General features: G+C 66.9%; 15 protein-coding genes. 5 read left to right on the forward strand and 10 right to left on the reverse strand.

What is annotated here, in order from left to right:
* Nucleotides 1-188: 188 nt before the first annotated feature.
* The 6 genes from folE2 to ACK3BB_RS22040 all read right to left on the reverse strand — a co-directional run bounded on the left by folE2 (nucleotide 189) and on the right by ACK3BB_RS22040 (nucleotide 7473).
* Nucleotides 189-1262, reverse strand: coding sequence for a GTP cyclohydrolase FolE2 (folE2, locus tag ACK3BB_RS22015; RefSeq protein ID WP_428929044.1), 1074 nt, complete (start codon nucleotides 1260-1262; stop codon nucleotides 189-191).
* A gap of 611 nt (nucleotides 1263-1873) precedes the next feature.
* Nucleotides 1874-2953: a dihydroneopterin aldolase gene (locus tag ACK3BB_RS22020; protein WP_428929021.1), complete on the reverse strand. Its 1080-nt coding sequence runs from the start codon at nucleotides 2951-2953 to the stop codon at nucleotides 1874-1876.
* A 76-nt stretch (nucleotides 2954-3029) separates the two neighbouring features.
* Complete coding sequence (locus ACK3BB_RS22025; protein WP_428929022.1) at nucleotides 3030-4334, reverse strand: Na+/H+ antiporter NhaA; 1305 nt, start codon at nucleotides 4332-4334, stop codon at nucleotides 3030-3032.
* 97 nt (nucleotides 4335-4431) lie between these two features.
* The gene (locus ACK3BB_RS22030) at nucleotides 4432-5421 is read right to left on the reverse strand and encodes an NAD(P)H-quinone oxidoreductase (RefSeq protein ID WP_428929023.1); all 990 of its coding nucleotides are present in this window, start codon (nucleotides 5419-5421) and stop codon (nucleotides 4432-4434) included.
* 6 nt (nucleotides 5422-5427) lie between these two features.
* Complete coding sequence (sucD, locus tag ACK3BB_RS22035) at nucleotides 5428-6306, reverse strand: succinate--CoA ligase subunit alpha (RefSeq protein WP_428929024.1); 879 nt, start codon at nucleotides 6304-6306, stop codon at nucleotides 5428-5430.
* A 12-nt stretch (nucleotides 6307-6318) separates the two neighbouring features.
* Nucleotides 6319-7473: a succinate--CoA ligase subunit beta gene (locus ACK3BB_RS22040; RefSeq protein ID WP_428929025.1), complete on the reverse strand. Its 1155-nt coding sequence runs from the start codon at nucleotides 7471-7473 to the stop codon at nucleotides 6319-6321.
* A gap of 151 nt (nucleotides 7474-7624) precedes the next feature.
* Between ACK3BB_RS22040 and ACK3BB_RS22045 the strand changes: the two genes are divergently transcribed.
* The 3 genes from ACK3BB_RS22045 to fdhF all read left to right on the forward strand — a co-directional run bounded on the left by ACK3BB_RS22045 (nucleotide 7625) and on the right by fdhF (nucleotide 13054).
* The gene (locus tag ACK3BB_RS22045; protein ID WP_428929026.1) at nucleotides 7625-8509 is read left to right on the forward strand and encodes a LysR family transcriptional regulator; all 885 of its coding nucleotides are present in this window, start codon (nucleotides 7625-7627) and stop codon (nucleotides 8507-8509) included.
* 83 nt (nucleotides 8510-8592) lie between these two features.
* Nucleotides 8593-10284 carry an NAD(P)H-dependent oxidoreductase subunit E gene (locus ACK3BB_RS22050; protein ID WP_428929027.1) on the forward strand — a complete coding sequence of 564 codons (1692 nt, stop codon included), beginning with the start codon at nucleotides 8593-8595 and terminating at the stop codon, nucleotides 10282-10284.
* Between the two features lies 1 nt (nucleotide 10285).
* Nucleotides 10286-13054 (forward strand): formate dehydrogenase subunit alpha, encoded by a 2769-nt coding sequence (fdhF, locus tag ACK3BB_RS22055; protein WP_428929028.1) that lies wholly within the window; start codon nucleotides 10286-10288, stop codon nucleotides 13052-13054.
* Nucleotides 13055-13260: 206 nt separating this feature from the next.
* Here the strand turns inward: fdhF and ppc are convergent, their stop codons facing one another.
* The 4 genes from ppc to ACK3BB_RS22075 form a co-directional block, all read right to left on the reverse strand.
* A complete protein-coding gene (ppc, locus tag ACK3BB_RS22060; protein ID WP_428929029.1) occupies nucleotides 13261-16008 on the reverse strand; it encodes a phosphoenolpyruvate carboxylase in 2748 nt (915 codons plus the stop codon).
* A gap of 228 nt (nucleotides 16009-16236) precedes the next feature.
* Entirely contained in the window at nucleotides 16237-17118 is an 882-nt protein-coding gene (gene sucD, locus ACK3BB_RS22065; protein WP_428929030.1) for a succinate--CoA ligase subunit alpha, read from the reverse strand.
* A 5-nt stretch (nucleotides 17119-17123) separates the two neighbouring features.
* Nucleotides 17124-18347, reverse strand: coding sequence for an ADP-forming succinate--CoA ligase subunit beta (gene sucC, locus ACK3BB_RS22070; protein ID WP_428929031.1), 1224 nt, complete (start codon nucleotides 18345-18347; stop codon nucleotides 17124-17126).
* A 52-nt stretch (nucleotides 18348-18399) separates the two neighbouring features.
* Nucleotides 18400-18936: a hydrolase gene (locus ACK3BB_RS22075; RefSeq protein ID WP_428929032.1), complete on the reverse strand. Its 537-nt coding sequence runs from the start codon at nucleotides 18934-18936 to the stop codon at nucleotides 18400-18402.
* 520 nt (nucleotides 18937-19456) lie between these two features.
* Here ACK3BB_RS22075 and ACK3BB_RS22080 point away from each other — a divergent pair.
* Together ACK3BB_RS22080 and oxc are read left to right on the forward strand one after the other, a co-directional pair.
* Nucleotides 19457-20161 (forward strand): GntR family transcriptional regulator, encoded by a 705-nt coding sequence (locus ACK3BB_RS22080; RefSeq protein ID WP_428929033.1) that lies wholly within the window; start codon nucleotides 19457-19459, stop codon nucleotides 20159-20161.
* A 52-nt stretch (nucleotides 20162-20213) separates the two neighbouring features.
* Nucleotides 20214-21989 carry an oxalyl-CoA decarboxylase gene (gene oxc, locus ACK3BB_RS22085; protein WP_428929034.1) on the forward strand — a complete coding sequence of 592 codons (1776 nt, stop codon included), beginning with the start codon at nucleotides 20214-20216 and terminating at the stop codon, nucleotides 21987-21989.
* The last annotated feature ends 26 nt before the right edge of the window (nucleotides 21990-22015 follow it).

Consider the following 22015-nt stretch of genomic DNA (forward strand, 5'->3'; position numbering starts at 1 on the left):
GCCCGCCGTGTTCCGCCGGGTGGCGGTGCCTCTGCCCGGGCGCGGCCTCCTGGGGCCGGCCATCACGGAACAGGGGGCAAACGGGGGCCTCGGCCGCGCGCGCCATGGCGGCCGAGGCCACACCCGCGCCGGTCCGGCACCGCCGGTCGGGCGGGCAGGGGCCGGGCGGGGGTCTGCCGGCGGGCTGCTCATCGCAGCATCCGCAGGTCCTGGAACAGGTGCGGGTCGACGCTGGGCCCGGCAAAGGACGGGCCCCGGGTCATCAGCGCCACGGCATCGTGGCTGTGCAGGCTTTCCTGGTGGCTGGCCAGCACGCGGTAATCGCCGATCCGCCGGTCGCCGGCCAGGGCCTGGGCAAAGAGCCGCACGGCATCCTCGACAAAGATCGGGTTGGCCGCGTTCAGCTCGGCAAAGGCCTGTTCGTCCTCGCGCTTGACCATGACCTGGGTCTCGGTCGGCACGGCCCGGCGGCACAGGTCGACGACATCTTCGAACCACAGCGGCCCCGGTCCGCGAACGGGCACCATCGACAGCCGGGCGACCGAGCGTTGCGAATGGGGCGTGGCCAGCTGGCCGCGCGTGGCCCGGGCATGTTCGGACAGTTCCAGCGAACAGGGGCAGGTCGAGGAATAGACGTAATCGAGGTGCAGCACCTGCCGGCGGGCGGCGCCATCGGCCAGGACTTCGAGCGTGACGTTGTAATACTGGTAGCCTTCCAGCCCCGAGCGCAGGGCCGTCACGCGCATGGGAAAGCGGGTGTTCAGGGCGATCCGGGCATCTGCGCTGTCATGGTCGGCCAGGTAATCGGCCAGGACGTCTTCGATGACATCAAAGCTGAAGGCCCGTTCCGAGGCCCGGTAGAAGCTGCGCATGATGCGCGACATGTTGATGCCCTTGCGGTCGGGGGCCAGGCTGACCGTGCCGGTCACCCCGGTTTCCAGCGTGGTCTCGCCGCCGCCGCGCAGGCGGTAGCGGATGGGCAGGCGAAAGCCCGAGATGCCGACATGGGCGATCTGGTCGCGGGCCCCGCGGATCAGGCTGCCCGGCCCGTTCTGAAGGTCGGGCAGGCGGGCGATATAGGCCGCATCGGCGGTGAAATCGCCGGGGTAGTCGCGGGACAAGGGCGGCGCTGCGGGGGCGGTGTGATCGGGCCTGTCCGCGGGCGGTTGCCGGGCGATGTGGTCGGCCAGCGCCGCGCGTTCGGCCGCCGATGCGCCGGCCAGCCAGTGGCGCAGCGTGTCCAGCGCATCGGCCGGCGACAGGCCGGCGGTGGCTTGGGGTGCCTGGGGGCTGGCCGGCCCGGCCCTGGGCGCAGCCGGGCGCGTGGGGTCATCGGCGGGGGCGTTGGTCTGGTTCGGGCGGGGGTCCTGGGCTGACTCGGGGCGCACCTGCTGGCCCGTGTCCTGGTCCTGGCCGTGATGTTGGTTGGGGTTTTGGCCTGAACCTTGGTCCGGGTCTTGACCCGAATTTTGGCCCGGGTTTTGGACAGCATGCAGATCCTGGGGGCGGGTATTCATCTGGGCGCTCCGCAAGGGATTGGGGTCGGGTCGGGCGACGCGCCGGACCCGATGGGTCGTGGTCGCGCCGCCCTGCCCGTACGGGACCGGTCAGGCCGGGCCGGGGTCAGGATGCACACGCCTCCGAAACCTCCGCTACGGGAGGATAAGGAGGAGGGGAGATCCCGGGGCGTACACGGCGTCCGGCCCGTGGTGGTGGTCAGATCGGACAAGACCCGCGGCCTCTCTTTCGGTCTCGGTTCGGTGAAGGCGGCGCGGAGCCGCTCTCACAGGTTCATGGTACTAGGTATACCAAGAACAAGCAACGGGAATTGCCCCCGGCCCCGCGATTTTCCGGGACGCGGGGCGGGAGGGGGTCATTCGGCGGGCAGGGGGCCGGCCTTGGCTGATGCGGTGACCGACGCCGGGGCGGGGGACGACGCTGGGGTGGCGGACGGCGCGGGGGCGGAGGGCGACGTGGGAGTCGCGGCCGATTCAGGAGCGGGGGGCGATGCGGGCGCAGGGTCTGCGGCGGGGGCGGCGGCTGCGGTTGCCTTGGCGGTTGAGGCCCCGCTGGTGCGCGCGGGCTGGCCCAGGGCGACAACTCGCTCGGCGCCCAGCTGCCCGGCAAACCAATGGGCCAGCTCCGCGCCGGAGAGCCGGTCGCGGACCTCGGGCTCGCGGGCGCGGCGGACGATGCGGGCGGGGGCCCAGACGGCCAGGAAGGCCTTGTCGATGGCATATTGCAGCTCGGTCCGGCTTTCGACGACCCGGCAGCGCGGGTCGCGGGCGGCGATGGCCCAGGCCAGCTGTTCCATGGCCAGCAGGTCGATCTGGCGCTGTGCCGCGGCGGTGTCGGCCCGCCGCGGGGTGGTGGCATAGACCCCGGCGCCGGGTGTCGGGCAGGGGGCCAGGATCACCGGCCGGCCCTCGGCCAGCAGGGCGTCGCACCACTCGATCAGCCGGGCCTGCCCGGCTGCCTCGTCATCCACGACGGCCACCACCGGCGCACCGGCGGCCTCGCCCATGGCCCGGGCCAGGTCGCACAACTCGGGCGTGGCGGCGGGCCGGCTGCGCTCGATCTCGATGCCCAAGGAAAACGGCCCCCGGTCGAGCTTTTCGATCCGCAGGCGCACCTGGCTGATGCGATCACGCTCCAGCAGCCGGTCGCAGATCCGTTCGGCCAGGGTTTCCAGCAGGTCCAGCCGCTCGCCGGCCAACACGGCGTCGATGGTCTGGACCAGGGTGTCATAGCTGAGGATGCCGTCGACATCGTCGCCGCCGGGCGCGTCAGGCGCGGTGGTCTCGACGCTGAGGTTGAAGCGCAGGGTCTGTTCGACGCCGCGTTCCTCGTCAAAGGCGCCGATCTCGGCCTGGCGGATGTAATTGCCCAGCAGCAGCCGGTTGGCCCCGCCGGGCTGGGGCGGTTGCGGCGGGAAATGGGGCTGGGTGTTCATGTCCGGTCATCCTGTCCGAAAGGGGGGATTGGCCGCGGGCCCTGTGGCAGGCCCGCGACGGGGTCTGGTTGCGGGCCTATTCGGCGGCGGTGGGGCCGGCGGCGCCGCTGTCCGTCGCGGCGGGCGCCCCGCCCGTGCCCCGGGCATCCAGCGCCCGGCCGGCGGCAAAGGACATGGCGGCGGCGGCAAAGGACAGCAGGGCGCCCATCTTGGCCGCGTCCTGGACCGGGCCGGCGGGAAAGGCCACCGAGGCCACGAAGAGCGAGACGGTGAAGCCGATCGCCGCGACACAGCCGACGACAAAGAGATCGGTGGTCTTCATGCCGTCGGGCAAGCCCAGCCGGAGCGTGTTGGCCGCCAGCGAGCCCATCAGCCAGATGCCGATGGGCTTGCCGATCAGCAGCCCGGCCAGCACCAGCACCGTGGCCCCGCCCACGGCCGAGAATTCGACCCCGGCATTCATCAGCCCGAAGAGGAACAGGATGCCTTCGACGGGGATTTTCAGCTTGTGCTCGGCCTCGTTGAGCAGATCGTGCTGGTGGGCCTCTTCGGCGGCAAAGATGCCGTAATCGACCTCGGCATGGGGCATTGCCGGGATGATCGGCAGCAGGCCGAGCGCGGGGTGGATGCCGGCCTTGTGAAAGGCGAACCAGCTGATCGCCCCGGCCGCGAGATAGGGCCAGTAGGACAGTTTCGTGCGCACCCAGGTCGAATTGGGCCGGTCCTGGCGCCCCCGGTCCAGCCTCCGGGGAAGGCGGTTGAAGAGCAGGTAGGCGCCCACGGCGGCCAGCACCGACATCAGCAGCCAGGCCGGGGCCAGGTCGCCCTGGGGATAGAAGATGGCCAGGATGACCAGGCCGGCGGCATCATCGGCAATGGCCACCAGCAGCAGGAAACCGATGGCCGGATGGCCGGGGCCAAAGACCAGCCGGCCGACAAGGTAGGAAAAGGCGATGTCGGTGGCCGTGGGAATGGCCCAGCCATTGGCCAGCAGGGTGAACTTGCCCAGGGCCGCCGCGCCCAGCAGGTAGACCGTGACCGGCCCGATCATGCCCCCGGCGGTGGCGATCAGCGGGGTGAATGCCTTCTTGCCGCGCAGCGAGCCGTTCTTCAGGGCGATGGCCTCCCAGACCTCCTTGCCGGCGACGGCGAAGAAGAAGGCCATGAGCACGTCGTTGACCAGGAAATGCAGGGTGAAGGACCGGGTGACATGGCCCTGGCCGTCGTCATGCAGATGGCCGATCGGTCCGCCGTGGAACAGCTCGAACTCGACGAAATGGTGATAGGCTCCCGGGGCCAGGTTGGCCCAGATCAGGGCCAGGATCGCCCCGCTGATCAGCAGGACGGAATATTCCGCCACGAAATTCCAGATCTTGTTCATGTTGTCCCCCCCCGCGGTGTCCCGGGTGTCCCTGGTTGGTGCCCCGCCCGGCTTCTTTGCGGGCCGGTGTCGGGGTCAGTGTCTCATTGCGATGGTCTCATGGTGTCAGCAGGATCTTTCCCAGGTGCCCCGCCGCTTCCATCATCCGGTGCCCTTCGCCGGCCTGGTCCAGCGGCAGCACCGCATGGGTCACCGGGCGCAGGGCGCCGCTGGCAAAGAGCGGCCAGACCTCGGCACGCAGGCTGGCGGCGACCCGGGCCTTGAAGCCATCGGGCCGCGACCGCAGGGTCGAGCCGGTGTAGGAAATGCGCTTGAGCATCACCGGCATCAGGTCGATCTCGACCTTCGAGCCGGCGTTGAAGGCCAGCTGGACGATGCGCGCATCGTGGCGGGCGGCCTTGATGTTGCGCGCCACGTAATCGCCGCCGATGATGTCGAGGATCACGTCGGCCCCGCCGGCCTCGCGGCAGATCGCCACGAAATCCTCGTTGCGGAAATCGATGCAGCGCGCCGCGCCCAGCGAGGTGGCAAAGTCGGTGGCCTCGCCGGCCTCGACCGTGGTGAAGACCTCCAGCCCCATGGCCGTGCCCAGCTGGATCGCCGTCGAGCCGATGCCACCGGACCCGCCATGCACCAGGAACCGGCCGCCCTCGGGCAGGGCCTGGTCGAGGAAGACATTGCTCCAGACGGTGAAGAAGGTCTCGGGCAGGCCGGCGGCGTCGATCACGCTGACGCCCTCGGGGATCGGCAGGCAATGATCGGCGCGCACGGCCACGTATTCGGCATAGCCCCCGCCATTGGTCAGCCCGCAGAGCATGTCGCCGGGGGCCCAGCCCTGCACGCCTGCGCCCAGGCCGACGACTTGGCCCGAGACTTCGAGGCCGAGCAGGTCCGACGCGCCCTTGGGCGGCGGGTAATGGCCCCGCCGCTGCACCATGTCGGGGCCGTTGATCCCGGCGGCCACCACGCGGATCAGCACCTCGCCGGGGGCGGGGTGTACTGTTTCACGGCTGCCGGGGCTCAGCACCTCGGGGCCGCCGGCGCCGTCCATCTCGACGATGCGCATCGTGTCGGGCAGATCCTTCATGATGCTTCACGCCGCCTTCTGGAAGCCGACAAGGGCCTGCACCACGTCATCGGCCGTCCGGGCGATGGCCACGCCTGCCCGGCGCAGGCGGTCGATCTTTTCCTCGGCCGATCCCAGGCCCAGGGCCGACACCGTGCCGGCATGGCCCATCCGCCGGCCCTGCGGGGCATGGCGGCCGACGACCAGCGCCACCACCGGCTTGGCAAAGCCGCTGTCGCGGATATAGGCCGCGGCCTCTTCCTCTTCGGCGCCGCCGATCTCGCCGATCAGCACGACGGCCTCGGTGTCGGGGTCGTCGCGGAACCGCTTGAGGCAATCGACAAAGCCCACCCCGTGCAGGGTGTCGCCGCCGACGCCGACGGTTGTCGACTGGCCCAGCCCGGCCCGGCTGCATTGCGCCAGGATTTCCGAGGTCAGCGAGGCCGACCGCGAGGCGATGCCGATGTTGCCCGGCCGGGCATCGACCGTGGGCATGACGCCGATCTTGCACTGGCCGGGCGACAGGATGCCCTGGGAATTGGGCCCGATCAGCATGGTGTCGGCTCCACGCAGCGCGGCCTTGACCCGGCTCATGTCATGCTGGGGCACCCGTTCGGTCACGCAGACCAGCGTGCCGATGCCGGCCTCGATGGCCTCGATCATGGCGTTGGCGGCAAAGGGGGCGGGCACGATGACCAGGCTGGCATTGGCCCCGGTTTCGCTCACCGCTTCCTGCACCGTGTCGAACAGCGGCAGGTCCAGGTGACGCCGCCCGCCCTTGCCCGGGCGCACGCCGCCCACATAGGTCGAGCCATAGCGCACGGCCTGGTCGGTATAGAAGGTTCCGGCCCGCCCGGTCATGCCCTGGACGATCACCTTTGTCTCGGAATTGACGAAAATCGACATGGGTTGCCTCCCTCAGCCTGCCAGTTCGACGGCGCGGCCGACCGCGCCGGACATGGTGTCGAAGACCTCGACCGGGATCTGCCGGTCCTTGAGGATGCGGATGCCCCATTCGGCATTCTGCCCGGCCAGCCGGGCGACCACGGGCAGCTTGCGATCCGACCGCGAATAGGCAAAGGAAATGCCCTCGGCCACGGTATCGCAGGCGGTCATGCCGCCGCCGTGCACGTTCAGCAGGATGACCCGCGCCCTGGGCTGGTCCAGCAGCAGCGACACGCCCTTGGCGATGTCGAAACTGGTGGCCGTGGTGCGGATGTCCATGAAATTGGCCGGGGTGCCGCCCGCGTCATAGACCATGTCGTTGGTCGCCAGGCCCAGCCCCGCGCCATTGACCACCACGCCGATGTTGCCATCCATTCGCACCAGGTTGATGTCGTTCTTCTGGGCTTCCATCTCGGTTGCCGACAGCCCCTGTTTCTCGGTCAGCGACTCGAATTCGGGGTGGCGGAACAGGGCGCTGCCATCCAGCGTGATCTTGGCGTCGATCGCCACCCAGGCGCCGCCGCCGGTGCGCGCGAAGGGGTTGATTTCCAGCAGGGCCATGTCGGTGTCGACAAAGGCCTTGCGCGCGGCGAACAGGATGTCCTGGGGGGCCTCGCCCTCGATGCCGATGCGGGCCAGGAAGCCGGCCAGCGCATCGCGGGCGGCGGGGCCGTCTTCGTCCAGGATCATCGTCTTGACCGTGTCCGGGTCCATCTGCTGGCGCTGTTCGAACTCGACCCCGCCTTCCGACGAGGCCAGCAGCATGGGCTGGCCGCTGGCCGGATCGAGCACGAAGGCCACGAAGAAACTGGCCGCCAGGTCCAGCGCCTCTTCGACCGACACCGCCGCGACATGTTCGCCATCGGCCCCGGTCTGGGCGGTGACCAGCGTCGTGCCCAGCATGCGCCGGGCCTCGTCGGCCACGGCCGAGGGCGTGGCCGCAAAACGCACGCCTCCGGCCAATCCGCGGCCGCCGGCGGTGATCTGGGCCTTGACGACATATTTGCGGGCCGGGAATTCTGAACACCGCTGTTCCGCTTCCTCAGGCGACCGCGCCAGCCGGCCCGACGGTACGGGCACGCCATATTGCGCCAGGAGTTCCTTCGATTGATGCTCGGACAAAAACATTTCAGCACTCCTCCCCGAATGCTTGCTATGTGGTACTTGGTATGCCACAAATCGTCACATGTCAACGCAACCGGCACGGATCAGACTTGTACCGAAGGGCCATGCAGAGCCTGCAAACGCCCGGTCCTCCAGCGTGGGCGGAGGAGGAAACTTGATTGATCTCAAGGACTTGAAATGCCTCTCGGTGTTGGCCCGTCACAAGCACTTTGCCCGGGCGGCCCATGAATGCGGTATCTCGCAGCCGGCCTTCTCGATGCGCATCCGGCGCATCGAAGAGCGCTTGCAGACCTCGATCGTCAAGCGTGGCAACCGGTTCCAGGGCCTGACCGAGGACGGCATGATGATCGTGCGCCATGCCCGGGCGATCATGGACGAGGTCGAGGTCTTCGAGCAGGAATTCCGCTATTCCAAGGGGGATGTCTCGGGCGCGCTCAAGCTGGGGGTGATCCCCTCGGCCGTGGCCTATGCCAGCCTGATGCTGATCGAGCTGAACCAGGCCTATCCCAATATCGTCATGCGCATCGAATCCGCCTCGTCGCTGGCCATCCAGCAGGGGCTGGAAGACGGCATCTTCGACGCGGGCATCACCTATGCCGACGGCGCGCCGCGCGACATGCTGCAGGTCGAGCCGCTCTATGACGAAGGATACGTCCTGCTGGTGCCGGCCCACCTGGCGCCCCGGCCGCAGGGCAACATCACCTGGACCGAGGCGGCGGCGATCCCGCTGTGCCTGCTGGAACCGGGCATGCAGAACCGCCGGATCATCGACCAGATCTTCGAACAGGTCGATGCCGATCCCCATGTCATCGCCGAGACCAGCGGCTTTACCTCGGCCATCGTTCTGGCCGTGCAGGGCCTGGCCGCGACGGTGCTGCCCCGGGTGCTGGCCGATTCGATGGGCGGGTTCGACGGCGCGCTGACCCTGCCGCTGGTCGAGCCGTTCCACGAACGCTCGGTCTGCCTCGTCTCGTCCAACCGGGACACCGGATTGCCGACCGTGGAGGCCCTGAGGGCGGTCGTAACCAAATCTCGATAAGCCGCCCTTATCGCGGCTTAACGAGTCGAAAATTTACAAAACGGAGGCCGGGTGCCACCGTTTTCACTGCAAGGGAGGACACCATGGCACCTTTGGATGATCAAAAAGGCATCTGGAAGAAAAAAGGCACCGGGAAAAGCCGCAGGACGCCGAAAGGCCGCCAGGTCGATGACCTTGCGCTCGAACAGGTCCAGGCGCTGCTGGGCAACCGACCCCGGCGCAGCGACCTGCTGATCGAATTTCTCCACCTGATTCAGGACCGTTACGGCCATCTGTCGGCCGATCACATCTGTGCGCTGGCGCATGAAATGCGCATGGCCCAGTCCGAGGTCTATGAGGTGGCCACCTTCTATGCCCATTTCGATGTCGTGCGCGACGGCGAGACCCCGCCGCCGGCGCTGACCATCCGGGTCTGCGATTCGCTGTCCTGCGAGATGGCCGGGGCGCAACAGCTCAAGGCGGCGCTGGAAGACGGGCTGGACCCGGCCGAGGTGCGCGTGCTGCGCGCGCCCTGCATGGGCCGCTGCGACACTGCCCCGGTGATCGAGCTGGGCCACAACCACGTCGATTTCGCCACGCCCGAAAAGGTCATCGCCGCGGTGCATGCCGGTGACACCCATCCGCATCTGCCCGATTACCAGGGCTTTGCCGAGTACAAGGCCGATGGCGGCTATCGCAAGCTGGCCGAGCTGCGTGCCGGCGGCGACCCCGAGGCCGTCCAGACCAGCCTGCTGGATGCCGGCCTGCGCGGCCTGGGCGGCGCCGGGTTCCCCTCGGGCCGGAAGTGGAGCTTTGTGCGGGCCGAGGCCGGTCCGCGCTACCTGGCCGTCAACGGCGACGAGGGCGAGCCGGGCACCTTCAAGGACCGCCACCACCTGGAACGCGATCCGCACATGTTCCTCGAAGGCATGCTGATCGGGGCCTGGGCCGTCGAGGCCGAGAAATGCTTTATCTACATGCGCGACGAATATCCCGCCGTGCTCAAGATCCTGGCCCATGAAATCGCCGAGCTGGAAAAGGCCGGTATCGTCCGCGAAGGCTATATCGACCTGCGCCGGGGCGCCGGGGCTTACATCTGCGGCGAGGAAAGCGCGATGATCGAATCGATCGAAGGCAAGCGCGGCCTGCCGCGTCATCGCCCGCCCTTTGTTGCGCAGGTCGGCATCTTTGACCGGCCGACCCTCGTGCACAATGTCGAAACGCTCTACTGGGTCGCGCGCATCGCCCGTTTCGGCCCCGAGGTCATGAATTCGACCGAGAAGAACGGCCGCAAGGGCCTGCGCAACTATTCGGTCTCTGGCCGGGTCAAGAACCCCGGCGTCCACCTGTTGCCCGCGGGTTCGACGATCCTCGACATCATCGAGGCCTGCGGTGGAATGCTGGACGGCCATGTCTTCAAGGCCTACCAGCCGGGCGGCCCGTCATCCGGTCTCCTTCCCGCATCGCTTGATGACGTGCCGCTCGATTTCGACACCCTGCAGCCGCACGGCACCTTCATCGGGTCGGCCGCCGTCGTGATCCTGTCTGACCAGGACAAATGCCGTGACGCGGCGCTGAACATCCTGCGCTTCTTCGAAGACGAAAGCTGCGGCCAGTGCACCCCCTGCCGGGTCGGCTGCGAGAAGGCGGTCAAGCTGATGCAGGAAGACACCTGGGACAAGGACCTGCTCGAGGATCTCTGCGGCCTGATGGTCGATGCCTCGATCTGCGGCCTGGGCCAGGCCGCCCCGAATGCCATCCGCCTTACCATGAAACACTTCAGCGACGAGGTCTGACATGCCCGACGGAGCACAGACAGCCACGGTGACTTTCAATCTCAACGGCGAGGACGTGACCGTCCCCGAGGGCTTTACCATCTGGGAAGCCGCCAACGGTCGCGGCCTGGTCATCCCCCATCTCTGCCACAAGCCGAAACCCGGCTATCGCTCGGACGGCAATTGCCGGGCCTGCATGGTCGAGATCGAAGGCGAACGCACGCTGGCCGCCTCCTGCATCCGGCCGGTGGCCGAGGGCATGGTGGTCAAGACCGAGACCGAGCGCGCCCGCAAGTCGCGCGAGATGGTGGTCGAGCTGCTGGCCGCCGACCAGCCCGAGAAGGCCCATGATGCGTCCTCGCATTTCTGGGACATGGCCGAGCTGAACGGCGTGACCGAAAGCCGCTTTCCCAAGCTGGAAAAGAGCCGGGTGCCTCTGCTGGACAACAGCCACGTGGCGATGAACGTCAACCTCGACGCCTGCATCAGCTGCAACCTCTGTGTCCGGGCCTGCCGTGAAGTGCAGGTCAACGACGTGATCGGCATGGCCGGGCGCGGCCATGACAGCAAGATCGTCTTCGACCAGGACGACCCGATGGGCGCGTCGTCCTGCGTGGCCTGCGGCGAATGCGTGCAGGCCTGCCCGACCGGCGCGCTGATGCCGGCCGCCGTGCTCGACGACGAACAGGTCGGCGACAGCAAGGATTACGACCGCGAGGTCAACACCGTCTGCCCCTATTGCGGGGTGGGCTGCCAGATCTCGCTGAAGATCAAGGACGACAAGATCCTCTATGCCGAGGGCATCGACGGGCCGGCCAACGAGAACCGGCTGTGCGTCAAGGGCCGCTTCGGCTTTGACTACATCCACCACCCGCACCGGCTGACCAAGCCGCTGATCCGGCGCGAGGATGCGCCGGCCAAGGGGCTGAACGTCGATCCCAACGACCTGTCGACCCATTTCCGCGAGGCCAGCTGGGACGAGGCGCTGGATTTCGCGGCCAATGGCATGAAGGGCCGCGGGCGCGAGATTGCCGGCTTTGGTTCGGCCAAGTGTTCCAACGAAGAGGCCTATCTCTTCCAGAAGATGATCCGCCAGGGCTTTGGCCACAACAACGTCGATCACTGCACCCGCCTGTGCCATGCGTCGTCGGTGGCCGCGCTGATGGAAAACGTCGGGTCGGGCGCGGTGACGGCCACGTTCAACGAGATCGAGAATGCCGACGTGGCCATCGTCATCGGCTGCAACCCGATCGAGAACCACCCCGTCGCGGCGACCTATTTCAAGCAGTTCGTCAAGCGCGGCGGCAAGCTGATCGTGATGGATCCGCGCGGCCACGGCATGAAGCGCTTTGCGTCGCACATGCTGCAGTTCAAGGCCGGCGGCGACGTGTCGATGCTCAACGGCATCATGAATGTCATCGTCGAGGAAGAGCTCTACGACCGCCAGTACATCGAGGCCTTTACCGAGAACTGGCCGGCGATGAAGGAGCACCTCAAGAACTTCCCGCCCGAAGAGATGGAGAAGATCTGCGGCATTCCGGCCGACACCCTGCGCGACGTGGCCCGGACCTTTGCAACGGCGCGGGCGGGCATGATCTTCTGGGGCATGGGCGTGTCGCAGCACATCCACGGCACCGACAATTCCCGCTGCCTGATCGCCCTGGCCCTGATGTGCGGCCAGGTCGGCCGCCCCGGGTCCGGCCTGCACCCGCTGCGTGGACAGAACAACGTCCAGGGCGCGTCGGATGCCGGGCTGATCCCGATGTTCCTGCCCGATTACCAGTCGGTCACCGACGACGGCGTGCGCTCGGCCTTCACCGATGTGTGGCAATCGGGGGATTTCTCGAACGAACGCGGGCTGACCGTTGTCGAGATCATGGATGCCATCCATGACGACCAGATCAAGGGCATGTACATCCTGGGCGAGAACCCGGCGATGTCGGACCCCGATGTCGACCATGCCCGCCATGCCCTGGCCAAGCTGGATCACCTGGTCGTGCAGGATATCTTCCTGACCGAAACGGCCAATTACGCCGACGTGATCCTGCCGTCCTCGGCCTGGTACGAAAAGACCGGCACGGTGACCAACACCAACCGCCAGGTGCAGATGGGCCGCCCGGCCGTGCCCTCGCCGGGCGAGGCCAAGGAGGATTGGTGGATCGAGGTCGAGCTGGCCAAGCGCCTGGGCCTGGACTGGAGCTATACCCATCCCAGCGAGATCTTCGCCGAGATGAAGCTCAACATGAAGTCGCTCGACAACATCACCTGGGACCGGCTGCAGACCACGGCGGTCACCTATCCGTCGCTGTCGCCCGAGGATCCCGGCCAGCCCATCGTCTTCGGCGACGGCTTCCCCCGGTCCGAAGGCCGCGCCCGGTTTGCCCCGGCCACGGTCATCCCGCCGGCCGAGCATCCGGACCCGGAATATCCCTTCGTGCTGATCACCGGCCGCCAGCTGGAACATTGGCACACCGGGTCGATGACGCGGCGGGCGACCGTCCTGGACGCGGTCGAGCCCGAGGCCAATTGTTCGCTGCATCCCAGGACGCTGCGCGAACTGGGCGTGGCGCCGGGCGAATACATCCAGCTGACCACCCGGCGCGGGTCGATCACGGTCATGGCCCGGGCCGACCGGGCGGTGGCGGAAAACAACGTGTTCCTGCCCTTTGCCTATGTCGAGGCCGCGGCCAACATCCTGACCAACGCCGCGCTGGATCCCTTCGGGAAGATCCCCGAGTTCAAGTTCTCTGCCGTTCGGGTCGAGAAGGCAGAGCTGCTCGCCGCGGAGTGATCCCTGCGGGCAGAGACCCCCGCCCGGGTGATCCCCGGGCGGGGGTTTCGCTGTGTCCGGCGGGTGAATGCCGGACCCGGGCCGGGGCGATCCTGGCGGTCGCACATTGGCGCCATGACTGCCGGCCCGATGCGCCCGGTATCGGCGCAGAAGAACGCCCGCCCCGATGCCGGGACGGGCCAACACACCCCGAAAGGGCGGGTGGTTCAGCCGGTGTTGCGCAGCCCCGAGGCCACCCCGTTGATCGACAGCAGCAGCCCCCGGTGCAGCCGCTCGGTCACCTCTTCGCCCGAGCGCGAGCGCTTCATCAGCGCAACCTGGATGTGGTTCAGCGGGTCCAGGTAGGGGCTGCGGTCCGAGGCCCCGGATTCCGGCCGGTCGCCGGTGATCTGCTCGACCGCCTCGACCGTCGCTTCCCATTCCTCGCGGATGCGCGAGAAGATCCGCTCGCGCAGCTCGGCATCCTCGACCAGGTCGGCGTAATGGGCGGCGATCGACAGGTCGCTTTTTTCGATCATCGACACCACCTTGGACACCATCGAATGGAAGAACGGCAGCTCGGCATAAAGCCGCGCCAGCGCGTCCGAGCCGGGGTTCTCGGCCCGCCATTTGGCCACCGCCGTGCCGAACCCGTACCAGCCGGGCAGCATGATCCGGCATTGCGCCCAGGAAAACACCCAGGGGATCGCCCGCAACGAGGTGATCTCGCGCGATTTCGACCGCGAGGCCGGGCGCGACCCGATGTTCAGCGCCGCAACCTCGTTGATGATCGTCGAGGACCAGAAGAAGTCCTCGAACCCGTCGGTTTCAAAGACCAGCGCCCGGTAGGCCCGGAAGGCGTGGGCCGAGAGGCTTTCCATGATCGCCTCGGCCTCGGCATCCACCAGGTCGGGCCCGGCCATCAGCGAGGCTTCGACCGTCGCCGTCACCAGCGTCTTGAGATGGTCATAGCCGATCACCGAATGGGAATAGCGCGACGAGATCACCTCGCCCTGTTCGGTCAGCCGGATCTGGCCGTCCACCGCGCCGGGCGGCTGGGCCACGATGGCTTCGCGGGCCGGGCCGCCCCCGCGCCCGACCGATCCGCCGCGCCCGTGGAACAGCCGCAGCTTCAGGCTGCGCGCCTTGAACAGCTTGACCAGTTCGCGCTCGGCCTTGTGCAGCTCCCAGCCCGAGGTCACGAAGCCCCCGTCCTTGTTGCTGTCGGAATAGCCCAGCATGATTTCCTGGCGCCCGCCCTGGTAATCCAGCACGCGGGCATATTCGGGCAGGTCCAGCAGGTCGGCCATGATGCGCGGGCCTTCCTGGAGGTCGGCGATCGTCTCGAACAGCGGCACCACGGCCACCGTGCAGCGGCCTTCGGTGTCCAGGATGCCAGCCTGTTTCAGCAGCACCATCAGCTCCAGCACGTCCGACACCGACTGGGCATTCGAGATGATCGCCGTGGTGATCGCCTGCGGGCCGAAGCGGTCCAGCGTCTCGCGGGCGGCGTTGAAGATCCGCAGTTCCTTTTCGGTCGCCTCGCTATAGCCCCAGAATGGCCGCAGCAGCGAGCGCGGCGAATCCAGTTCCTGCCGCAGTAGGGCGATGCGCTCGTCCTCGGTCATCTCGCCATAGCCGGTGCCCGGGGCCACCGCCTCGAACAGCTCGGCCACGGTTGCCTCGTGGATGGCCGAGTTCTGGCGCAGGTCGACCGTGGCCAGGTGAAAGCCGAAGCTGCGCACCTTCTGGCGCAGGTCGCGCAGCCGGCCGCTGGCGATGATCTCGCCGTGGTTGGCCCGCAGCGAGGCGTCGATCGCGTCCAGCTCGCGCAGGAATTCGGCCGGCTGGCCATAGGGCGTGGCCGGCAGCGTGGCCCGGGGCAGGGGGGCATCGGGGTCGATGTCCTTGAGCGTGGCCGACAGCCGGGCAAAGACCCCGACCAGCACCTTGCGGTAAGGTTCGTCCATGCGGTGATGCGACGTGTCGGGCGAGGCCGCGGCCAGCTCTTCGATCTCGTCGCTGGCCGGCACCACGCGCGTCGACATCGACAGCTCGCCGCCCAGCTTGTCGACCTCGTCCAGGTAATGGCGCAGGGCATGGCCCGATTGCATGCGGAAGCAATCGCGCAGCACCTGTTCGGTGACAAAGGGGTTGCCGTCGCGGTCGCCGCCGATCCAGGTGCCGATCCGCAGGAAGGGCGGCACGTCGGCCGTCTTGTCCAGGTTCATCGCCCGGTGCGCGGCCATCATGATGCGCGGCACGGCCTGAAAGAACGTGTGGTCGAAATAGGCCAGCCCGTTGCGGATCTCGTCGTTGACCGTCAGCTTGGACCGGCGCAGCATGTGGGTCTGCCACAGGGTGGCGATCTCGCGTTCGATGGCCAGGTCGATGTCGTCGGCCGACGCGCCCACCGCATGGGCGCGGGCACGTTCGTCCAGCAGTTCGACGATGGAGAATTCCGAGCGCATGATGCTCTGGCGGCGGATCTCGGTCGGATGGGCCGTCAGCACCGGCGAGACCAACGCGTCGCGGAAGAACATCTGGATCTGTTCATCGGTCATGCCCGTGGCGCGCACGGCGTCCAGCATGTCGACCAGCTGCGATGTCTTGTTGCGCCCCGAGGCCAGCATCTCCTGGTCCTGGGCGATGTTGAGCAGGTGCAGGAAATAGGTGAAGGCGCGCACGACATGCAGGGTCTGGCTTTCGCCCAGCCCGTCGATGGTGCGCTGCAGCTTGTCATAGGCCGTGGCGCTGCCGTTGCGGTGATATTCGACCGAGGCGACGCGGATGCTTTCGACCGTGTCATAGGCCAGCCCGCCTTCCTGGGTGTGCAGGACGCGGCCCAGGATCTTGCCCAGGAAGCGGATGCCGTCATCGGCCGGCCGGGCGGCATGGGGTCCGCCGGTGCCGTTGGGCACGGCCGGCGTGGTGCCGGCCTGGGGCGGGACCTGCGGAACTTGGGATAGGGTCATGATCTGGCTCCCGGTGCGCGTTCGCAATTGCTTGTTAGCGCCAACAGTGTCTCATCCGAGGGGGTGTTGTCACTATTGGTCTTTCGTCGGGGCCGGTGGGATCGTGTCGGTTTCAACGGGGCGGTTTTGCAGGCAGGGGGCAGATGCGCCCCTGCAACACGTTGAAATCCCTGGTCGTGACGGGTGCCCCTGGTGCGGGACACCCCGGTGGTCTGGGTCGTGCTGGTCTTACCCGATGGCTTCCAGCACGGCTTCGCCGAGGCCCGCGGGGCTTTCCGCGACGATGATACCGGCCGATTTCATCGCCTCGATCTTGTCGTCGGCGCCGCCCTTGCCGCCGGCCACGATGGCGCCGGCATGGCCCATCCGCCGGCCCGGAGGCGCGGTGCGACCGGCGATGAAGCCGGCCGTCGGCTTCCAGCGGCCCTTCTTCTTCTCGTCGGCCAGGAATTGCGCGGCGTCTTCCTCGGCCGACCCGCCGATCTCGCCGATCATGATGATCGCCTCGGTCTCGTCATCGGCCAGGAACCATTCCAGCACGTCGAGATGCTCGGTCCCCTTGATCGGGTCGCCGCCGATGCCGACACAGGTCGACTGGCCCAGCCCCACATCCGTGGTCTGTTTGACGGCCTCGTAAGTCAAGGTGCCCGAGCGGCTGACCACCCCGACCGAGCCGCGTTTGTGGATATGGCCGGGCATGATGCCGATCTTGCAGGCACCCGGCGTGATCACGCCGGGGCAGTTCGGCCCGACCAGCCGGCTGGTGCTGTCGACCAGCGCGCGCTTCACCCGCATCATGTCCTGCACCGGGATGCCTTCGGTGATGGCCACGATGACCTCCATCTCGGCGTCGATCGCCTCAAGGATCGAATCGGCCGCGAAGGGCGGCGGCACGTAGATCACGGTGGCATTGGCCCCGGTCACGGCCTTGGCCTCGTGGACCGAGTTGAAGACCGGCAGGCCCAGGTGCTGGGTGCCGCCCTTGCCCGGGGTCACGCCGCCGACCATGTTGGTGCCATAGGCGATGGCCTGTTCGGAGTGAAAGGTGCCCTGCGAGCCGGTCAGCCCCTGGCAGATCACCTTGGTCGATTCGTCGATCAGTACAGCCATTCGTCTTATCCCTTTGCCGCTGCCAGGACCTTTACGGTGCCATTCACCGCGGCCACGATCTTTTCCGCCCCATCGCGCAGGTTGTCCGCCGCGATCACGTTGAGGCCCGAGGAATTGATGATCTCTTTCCCCTTGTCGACATTGGTGCCTTCCAGGCGCACCACCAGCGGCACGTTCAGCCCCACTTCCTTGACCGCCGTCACCACGCCCTCGGCGATGACGTCGCAGCGCATGATGCCGCCGAAGATGTTGACCAGGATGCCTTTGACGTTCGGGTCCGAGGTGATGATCTTGAACGCCTCGGTCACCTTTTCGGTGGTGGCCCCGCCGCCCACGTCGAGGAAGTTGGCCGGTTCGGAGCCGTAGAGCTTGATGATGTCCATCGTCGCCATCGCCAGGCCCGCGCCGTTGACCATGCAGCCGATCTCGCCGTCCAGCGCGATGTAGTTCAGATCGTATTTCGAGGCTTCCAGCTCCTTGGCGTCTTCCTCGGTCTCGTCGCGCAGGGCGGCGATGTCGGGGTGGCGATAGACGGCGTTGCTGTCAAAGCCCATCTTGGCATCGAGGCATTTCAGATCGCCCTTGTCGCTGACGATCAGCGGGTTGATCTCGAGCATGTCCATGTCCTTGTCGGTGAACAGCTTGTAGAGAATGCCCATCAGCCCGACACATTGCTTGACCTGCGCGCCTTCCAGACCCAGCGCAAAGGCGATGCGGCGGCCGTGGAAGGGCTGGTAGCCGGTGGCCGGATCGACCGAGAAGGACAGGATCTTGTCCGGGGTCTCGGCGGCGACTTCCTCGATGTCCATGCCGCCCTCGGTCGAGCAGACAAAGGCCACGCGCGAGGTCACGCGGTCGACCAGCAGCGCCAGGTACAATTCGCGCGAGATGCCCGAGCCGTCCTCGATGTAGATCCGGTTGACCTGCTTGCCGGCCGGCCCGGTCTGGTGGGTGACCAGCGTGCGGCCCAGCATGCATTGCGCCTCGTGGGCGGCTTCCTCGACCGACTTGGTCACGCGCACGCCGCCCTTCTCGCCGGCGCTGGGTTCCTTGAACTTGCCCTTGCCGCGTCCGCCGGCATGGATCTGCGCCTTGACCACCCAGAGCGGCCCGTCCAGGGCGCTGGCGGCGGTCTTGGCCTCTTCGGCCTTCAGCACGGCGCGGCCGTCGCTGACCGGCGCTCCGTAATCGCGAAGCAGGGCCTTTGCCTGGTATTCATGGATGTTCACGCCTTGGGTTCCTCCCTTGATGCCGGCCTTTGCGGCCGGGGTTCCTGTTGGATCACTTGATGAGCGGCAGAAGCTTCTTGAACGCGGGGGTGCCCGCCTTGCCCAGCCATTCAAAGACGACCATTTCGGTCGTCACGATGCCCACGCCGCTGGCGTTCAGCCGGGCGATGCAGGCCTGTTCGCTTTCCAGCGTGCGCGAGGCCGTGGCATCGGAGACCACAAAGACCTCGTAGCCCTCTTCGATCATGCTGGCGGCGGTCTGGACCACGCAGATATGCGCCTCCATCCCGGCGATCACGGCCTGCTTGCGGTCCTGGCGGCGGAATTCGGCGGCAAAGCCGTCGTCTTCCATGCAGGAGAAATGCATCTTGGGCAGCACGACCGCCCCGGGCATGGCCAGCTCGGGCACCGTCGCGCCCAGGCCCTTGGGATATTGTTCGGTCATCAGGACCGGCACGCCGACCTCGCCGGCCGCGGCCAGCAGGGTGCGGGTGTTGCGAATCGTCCGGGCCGGGGCCTGCATGGCGGGCACCAGCCGCTCCTGCATGTCGATGACGACAAGGATGGAATCCTGTGCGCGAATGAGCATGAGCGTGCCGTGCCTCCCCCTGGGCCTTCCTGGTGTGCCGCCGGTCGCAGGGCATGGCGCTTTGGCGCTCTAAAGCGTTAACGGCAAGCAGTGGTATGCCAAATACCACGATGCAGGCGATACATCAAGTGGTCCGAATTCCGGGCTATTCGGCCAACGATTCCCGGTGTTCAAAAGCGCCCGGCGGGGCGGGAAAAATCCGTGCCGCATCGCAACAGGATCGGCCGGCCACCTGCCTGTCCAATCGGTCATGCCGCAGGCGCAGAAACAAAATTACGCCTTTTTAATCAAATGGATGTGAAAAGGGGTACTCTGCGTTGCAGCATGTGCAAAGGTCCTATGACCCAAGAAGGAAAGACATTGAAATATCGCGGTGTTATGGTGGTACACCAAATACAAACTGTGCAACTGCAGCGAAGAATGGCGACGAAAGGGAATTGCGCGCCTCAGGTGTCTGGTCTATGGTGTACCACATGATCAGGAACACGTCGCAGATCGCACTCAAGACTGGAGGAGAGGCATGAAGCTTCGACCGATCGCGACCAATTTCACCCTGAAAGACCATGTCTATGACCGCCTGCGCGAGGCCATTACCGAAATGGACATCTATGCACGCGATGCCGATCTCAGGCTGGACGAAAGGTCGCTGGCCGAACAGCTGGGTATCTCGCGCACGCCGCTGCGTGACGCGATCGCGCGGCTGGAAGGCGACGGGCTGGTATCGGTCGTGCCGCGCAAGGGCATCTATGTCCGGCGCAAATCCCTCGAGGAAGTGCTCGAGATGATCATTGCCTGGGCCGCGCTGGAAAGCATGGCCGCACGGCTGGCCGCCGACCGGGCGACCGACAACGAGATCGCGTCGCTGCGCAAGATCGCGTCGAAATATTCCGGGGAGCCCGGCAGCGCCGAGATCTCGGAATATTCCGACGACAACATCAAGTTTCACCAGCGCATCCTGGAGATTTCCAAATGCGCGATGCTGAAGACCATGGCTGACGGGCTGTTCCTGCACATGCATGCGGTGCGGCTGCGGGCCATGGGGGAAGGGGACCGCATGCGCCGGTCCCTGGTCGACCATGCCGAGATCATCGAGGCACTGGAATCGCGTGACCCCGAACTGGCCGCCGAGCGGGTGCGGGAACACACGATGCGTCTTCATGAACACGTCCGCCGGACCTGGGTCCGGCTGGAATTCAATCTCAAGGACAAGATGGACACCGCCTAGAAAGGGCGGGTCCGGGCCGGACCAGCCGGCCGGGCTCAAAGGGGAGAAAGACATGGCCGTTGCCACTGCAAAAGAAGACATCAGCACCAGCATGGAACCGGGGCCGGAGACCCTGACCGACGGGTTCCACCTGCTGATCGACGCGCTGAAGCTCAACGGTGTCGAGACCATCTACAACGTCCCGGGCATCCCGATCACCGACCTGGGCCGTTATGCCCAGGCGCAGGGGCTGCGGGTCCTGTCTTTCCGGCATGAACAGCACGCGGGCTATGCCGCCGCGGCGGCCGGCTTCCTGACCAAGAAACCGGGTGTCTGCATGACCGTGTCGGCCCCCGGTTTCCTCAACGGCCTGACGGCGCTGGCCCATGCCACGACCAATTGCTGGCCGATGATCCTGATCTCGGGCTCGTCCGAGCGTGAAATCGTCGACCTGCAGCGCGGCGATTACGAAGAGATGGACCAGCTGGCCATCGCCCGGCCCCATGCCAAGGCGGCCTATCGCATCCTGCATGCCGAGGATATCGGCCTGGGCGTGGCCCGCGCGGTGCGCGCGGCGCTGACCGGGCGGCCCGGCGGTGTCTACCTGGACGTGCCCGGCCAGCTGCTGGGCCAGGTGATGGACGCGGCCGAAGGCGCGCAGTCGCTGATCCAGGTGGTCGATCCCAGCCCGGCCAGCGTGCCGGCCCCGGCGGCAATCACCCGGGCGGTCGACGTGCTGAAATCGGCCAAGAAGCCGCTGATCATCATCGGCAAGGGCGCGGCCTATGCCCAGGCCGACGACGCCGTGCGCGAGCTGGTCGAAACGCTGGGCTTCCCCTACCTGCCGATGTCGATGGCCAAGGGCCTGCTGCCCGACGACCATCCGCAATGTGCCTCGGCCGCGCGGTCGCTGGTGCTGAAGGACAGCGATTGCGTCTTCCTGATCGGCGCCCGGCTGAACTGGCTGCTGAGCCATGGCCAGGGCAAGGCCTGGGGCGAGAAGGGCGCCAAGACATTCGTCCAGATCGACATCGAACCGACCGAGATGGACAGCAACCAGAAGATCACGGCCCCGCTGATCGGTGACATCGGCAGCGTGGCAGAGGCGCTGCTGAAGGAAATCGGCGGCAGCTGGGAAAAACCGTCGATCGAATGGACCGGCGCGGTGCGGGCCAAGGTCGAGGCCAACGTGGCCAAGATGGCGCCGCGGCTCAAGAACAACAATTCGCCGATGGATTACCAGGGCTCGCTGGGCGTCATCAAGGAGATGATCGCGGCCAACCCCGACACCGTGCTGGTCAACGAAGGCGCCAATGCGCTGGACCAGTGCCGGTCGATCGTCGACATCCACAAGCCGCGCAAGCGGCTGGACGTGGGCACCTGGGGCATCATGGGCATCGGCATGGGCTCGGCCATCGCGGCGGCCGTCGAGACGGGCAACCAGGTGCTGGCCGTCGAGGGCGACAGCGCCTTCGGGTTCTGCGGAATGGAGATCGAAACCGTCTGCCGCTACAACCTGCCGGTCTGCACGGTCATCATGAACAACAACGGCATCTATCGCGGCGACGGTGAAAACTGGTCGGGCGGCGAGGATCCGTCGACCACGGTCTTCGTCAAGGGCTCGCGCTATGACCTGATGATCCAGGCCTTCGGTGGCGTCGGCGTGACGGTCGACAACCCCGATGCCCTGCGCCAGGCCATCCAGGAGGCCTTTGACAGCCGCAAGCCGACGCTGATCAACGCCGTGATCGCCGAGGGCGCCGGCAAGGAAAGCGGCAACATCGGCAATCTCAATCCCTCGTCCGTCGTGGCGCAGCAGCGTTACCCGCAGGCCAGGAAGATCAAGTGACCCACAGCAAAATGACACAAGCGACA

The organism is Marinibacterium sp. SX1 (assembly GCF_050389775.1).
Lineage (GTDB): Bacteria > Pseudomonadota > Alphaproteobacteria > Rhodobacterales > Rhodobacteraceae > Marinibacterium.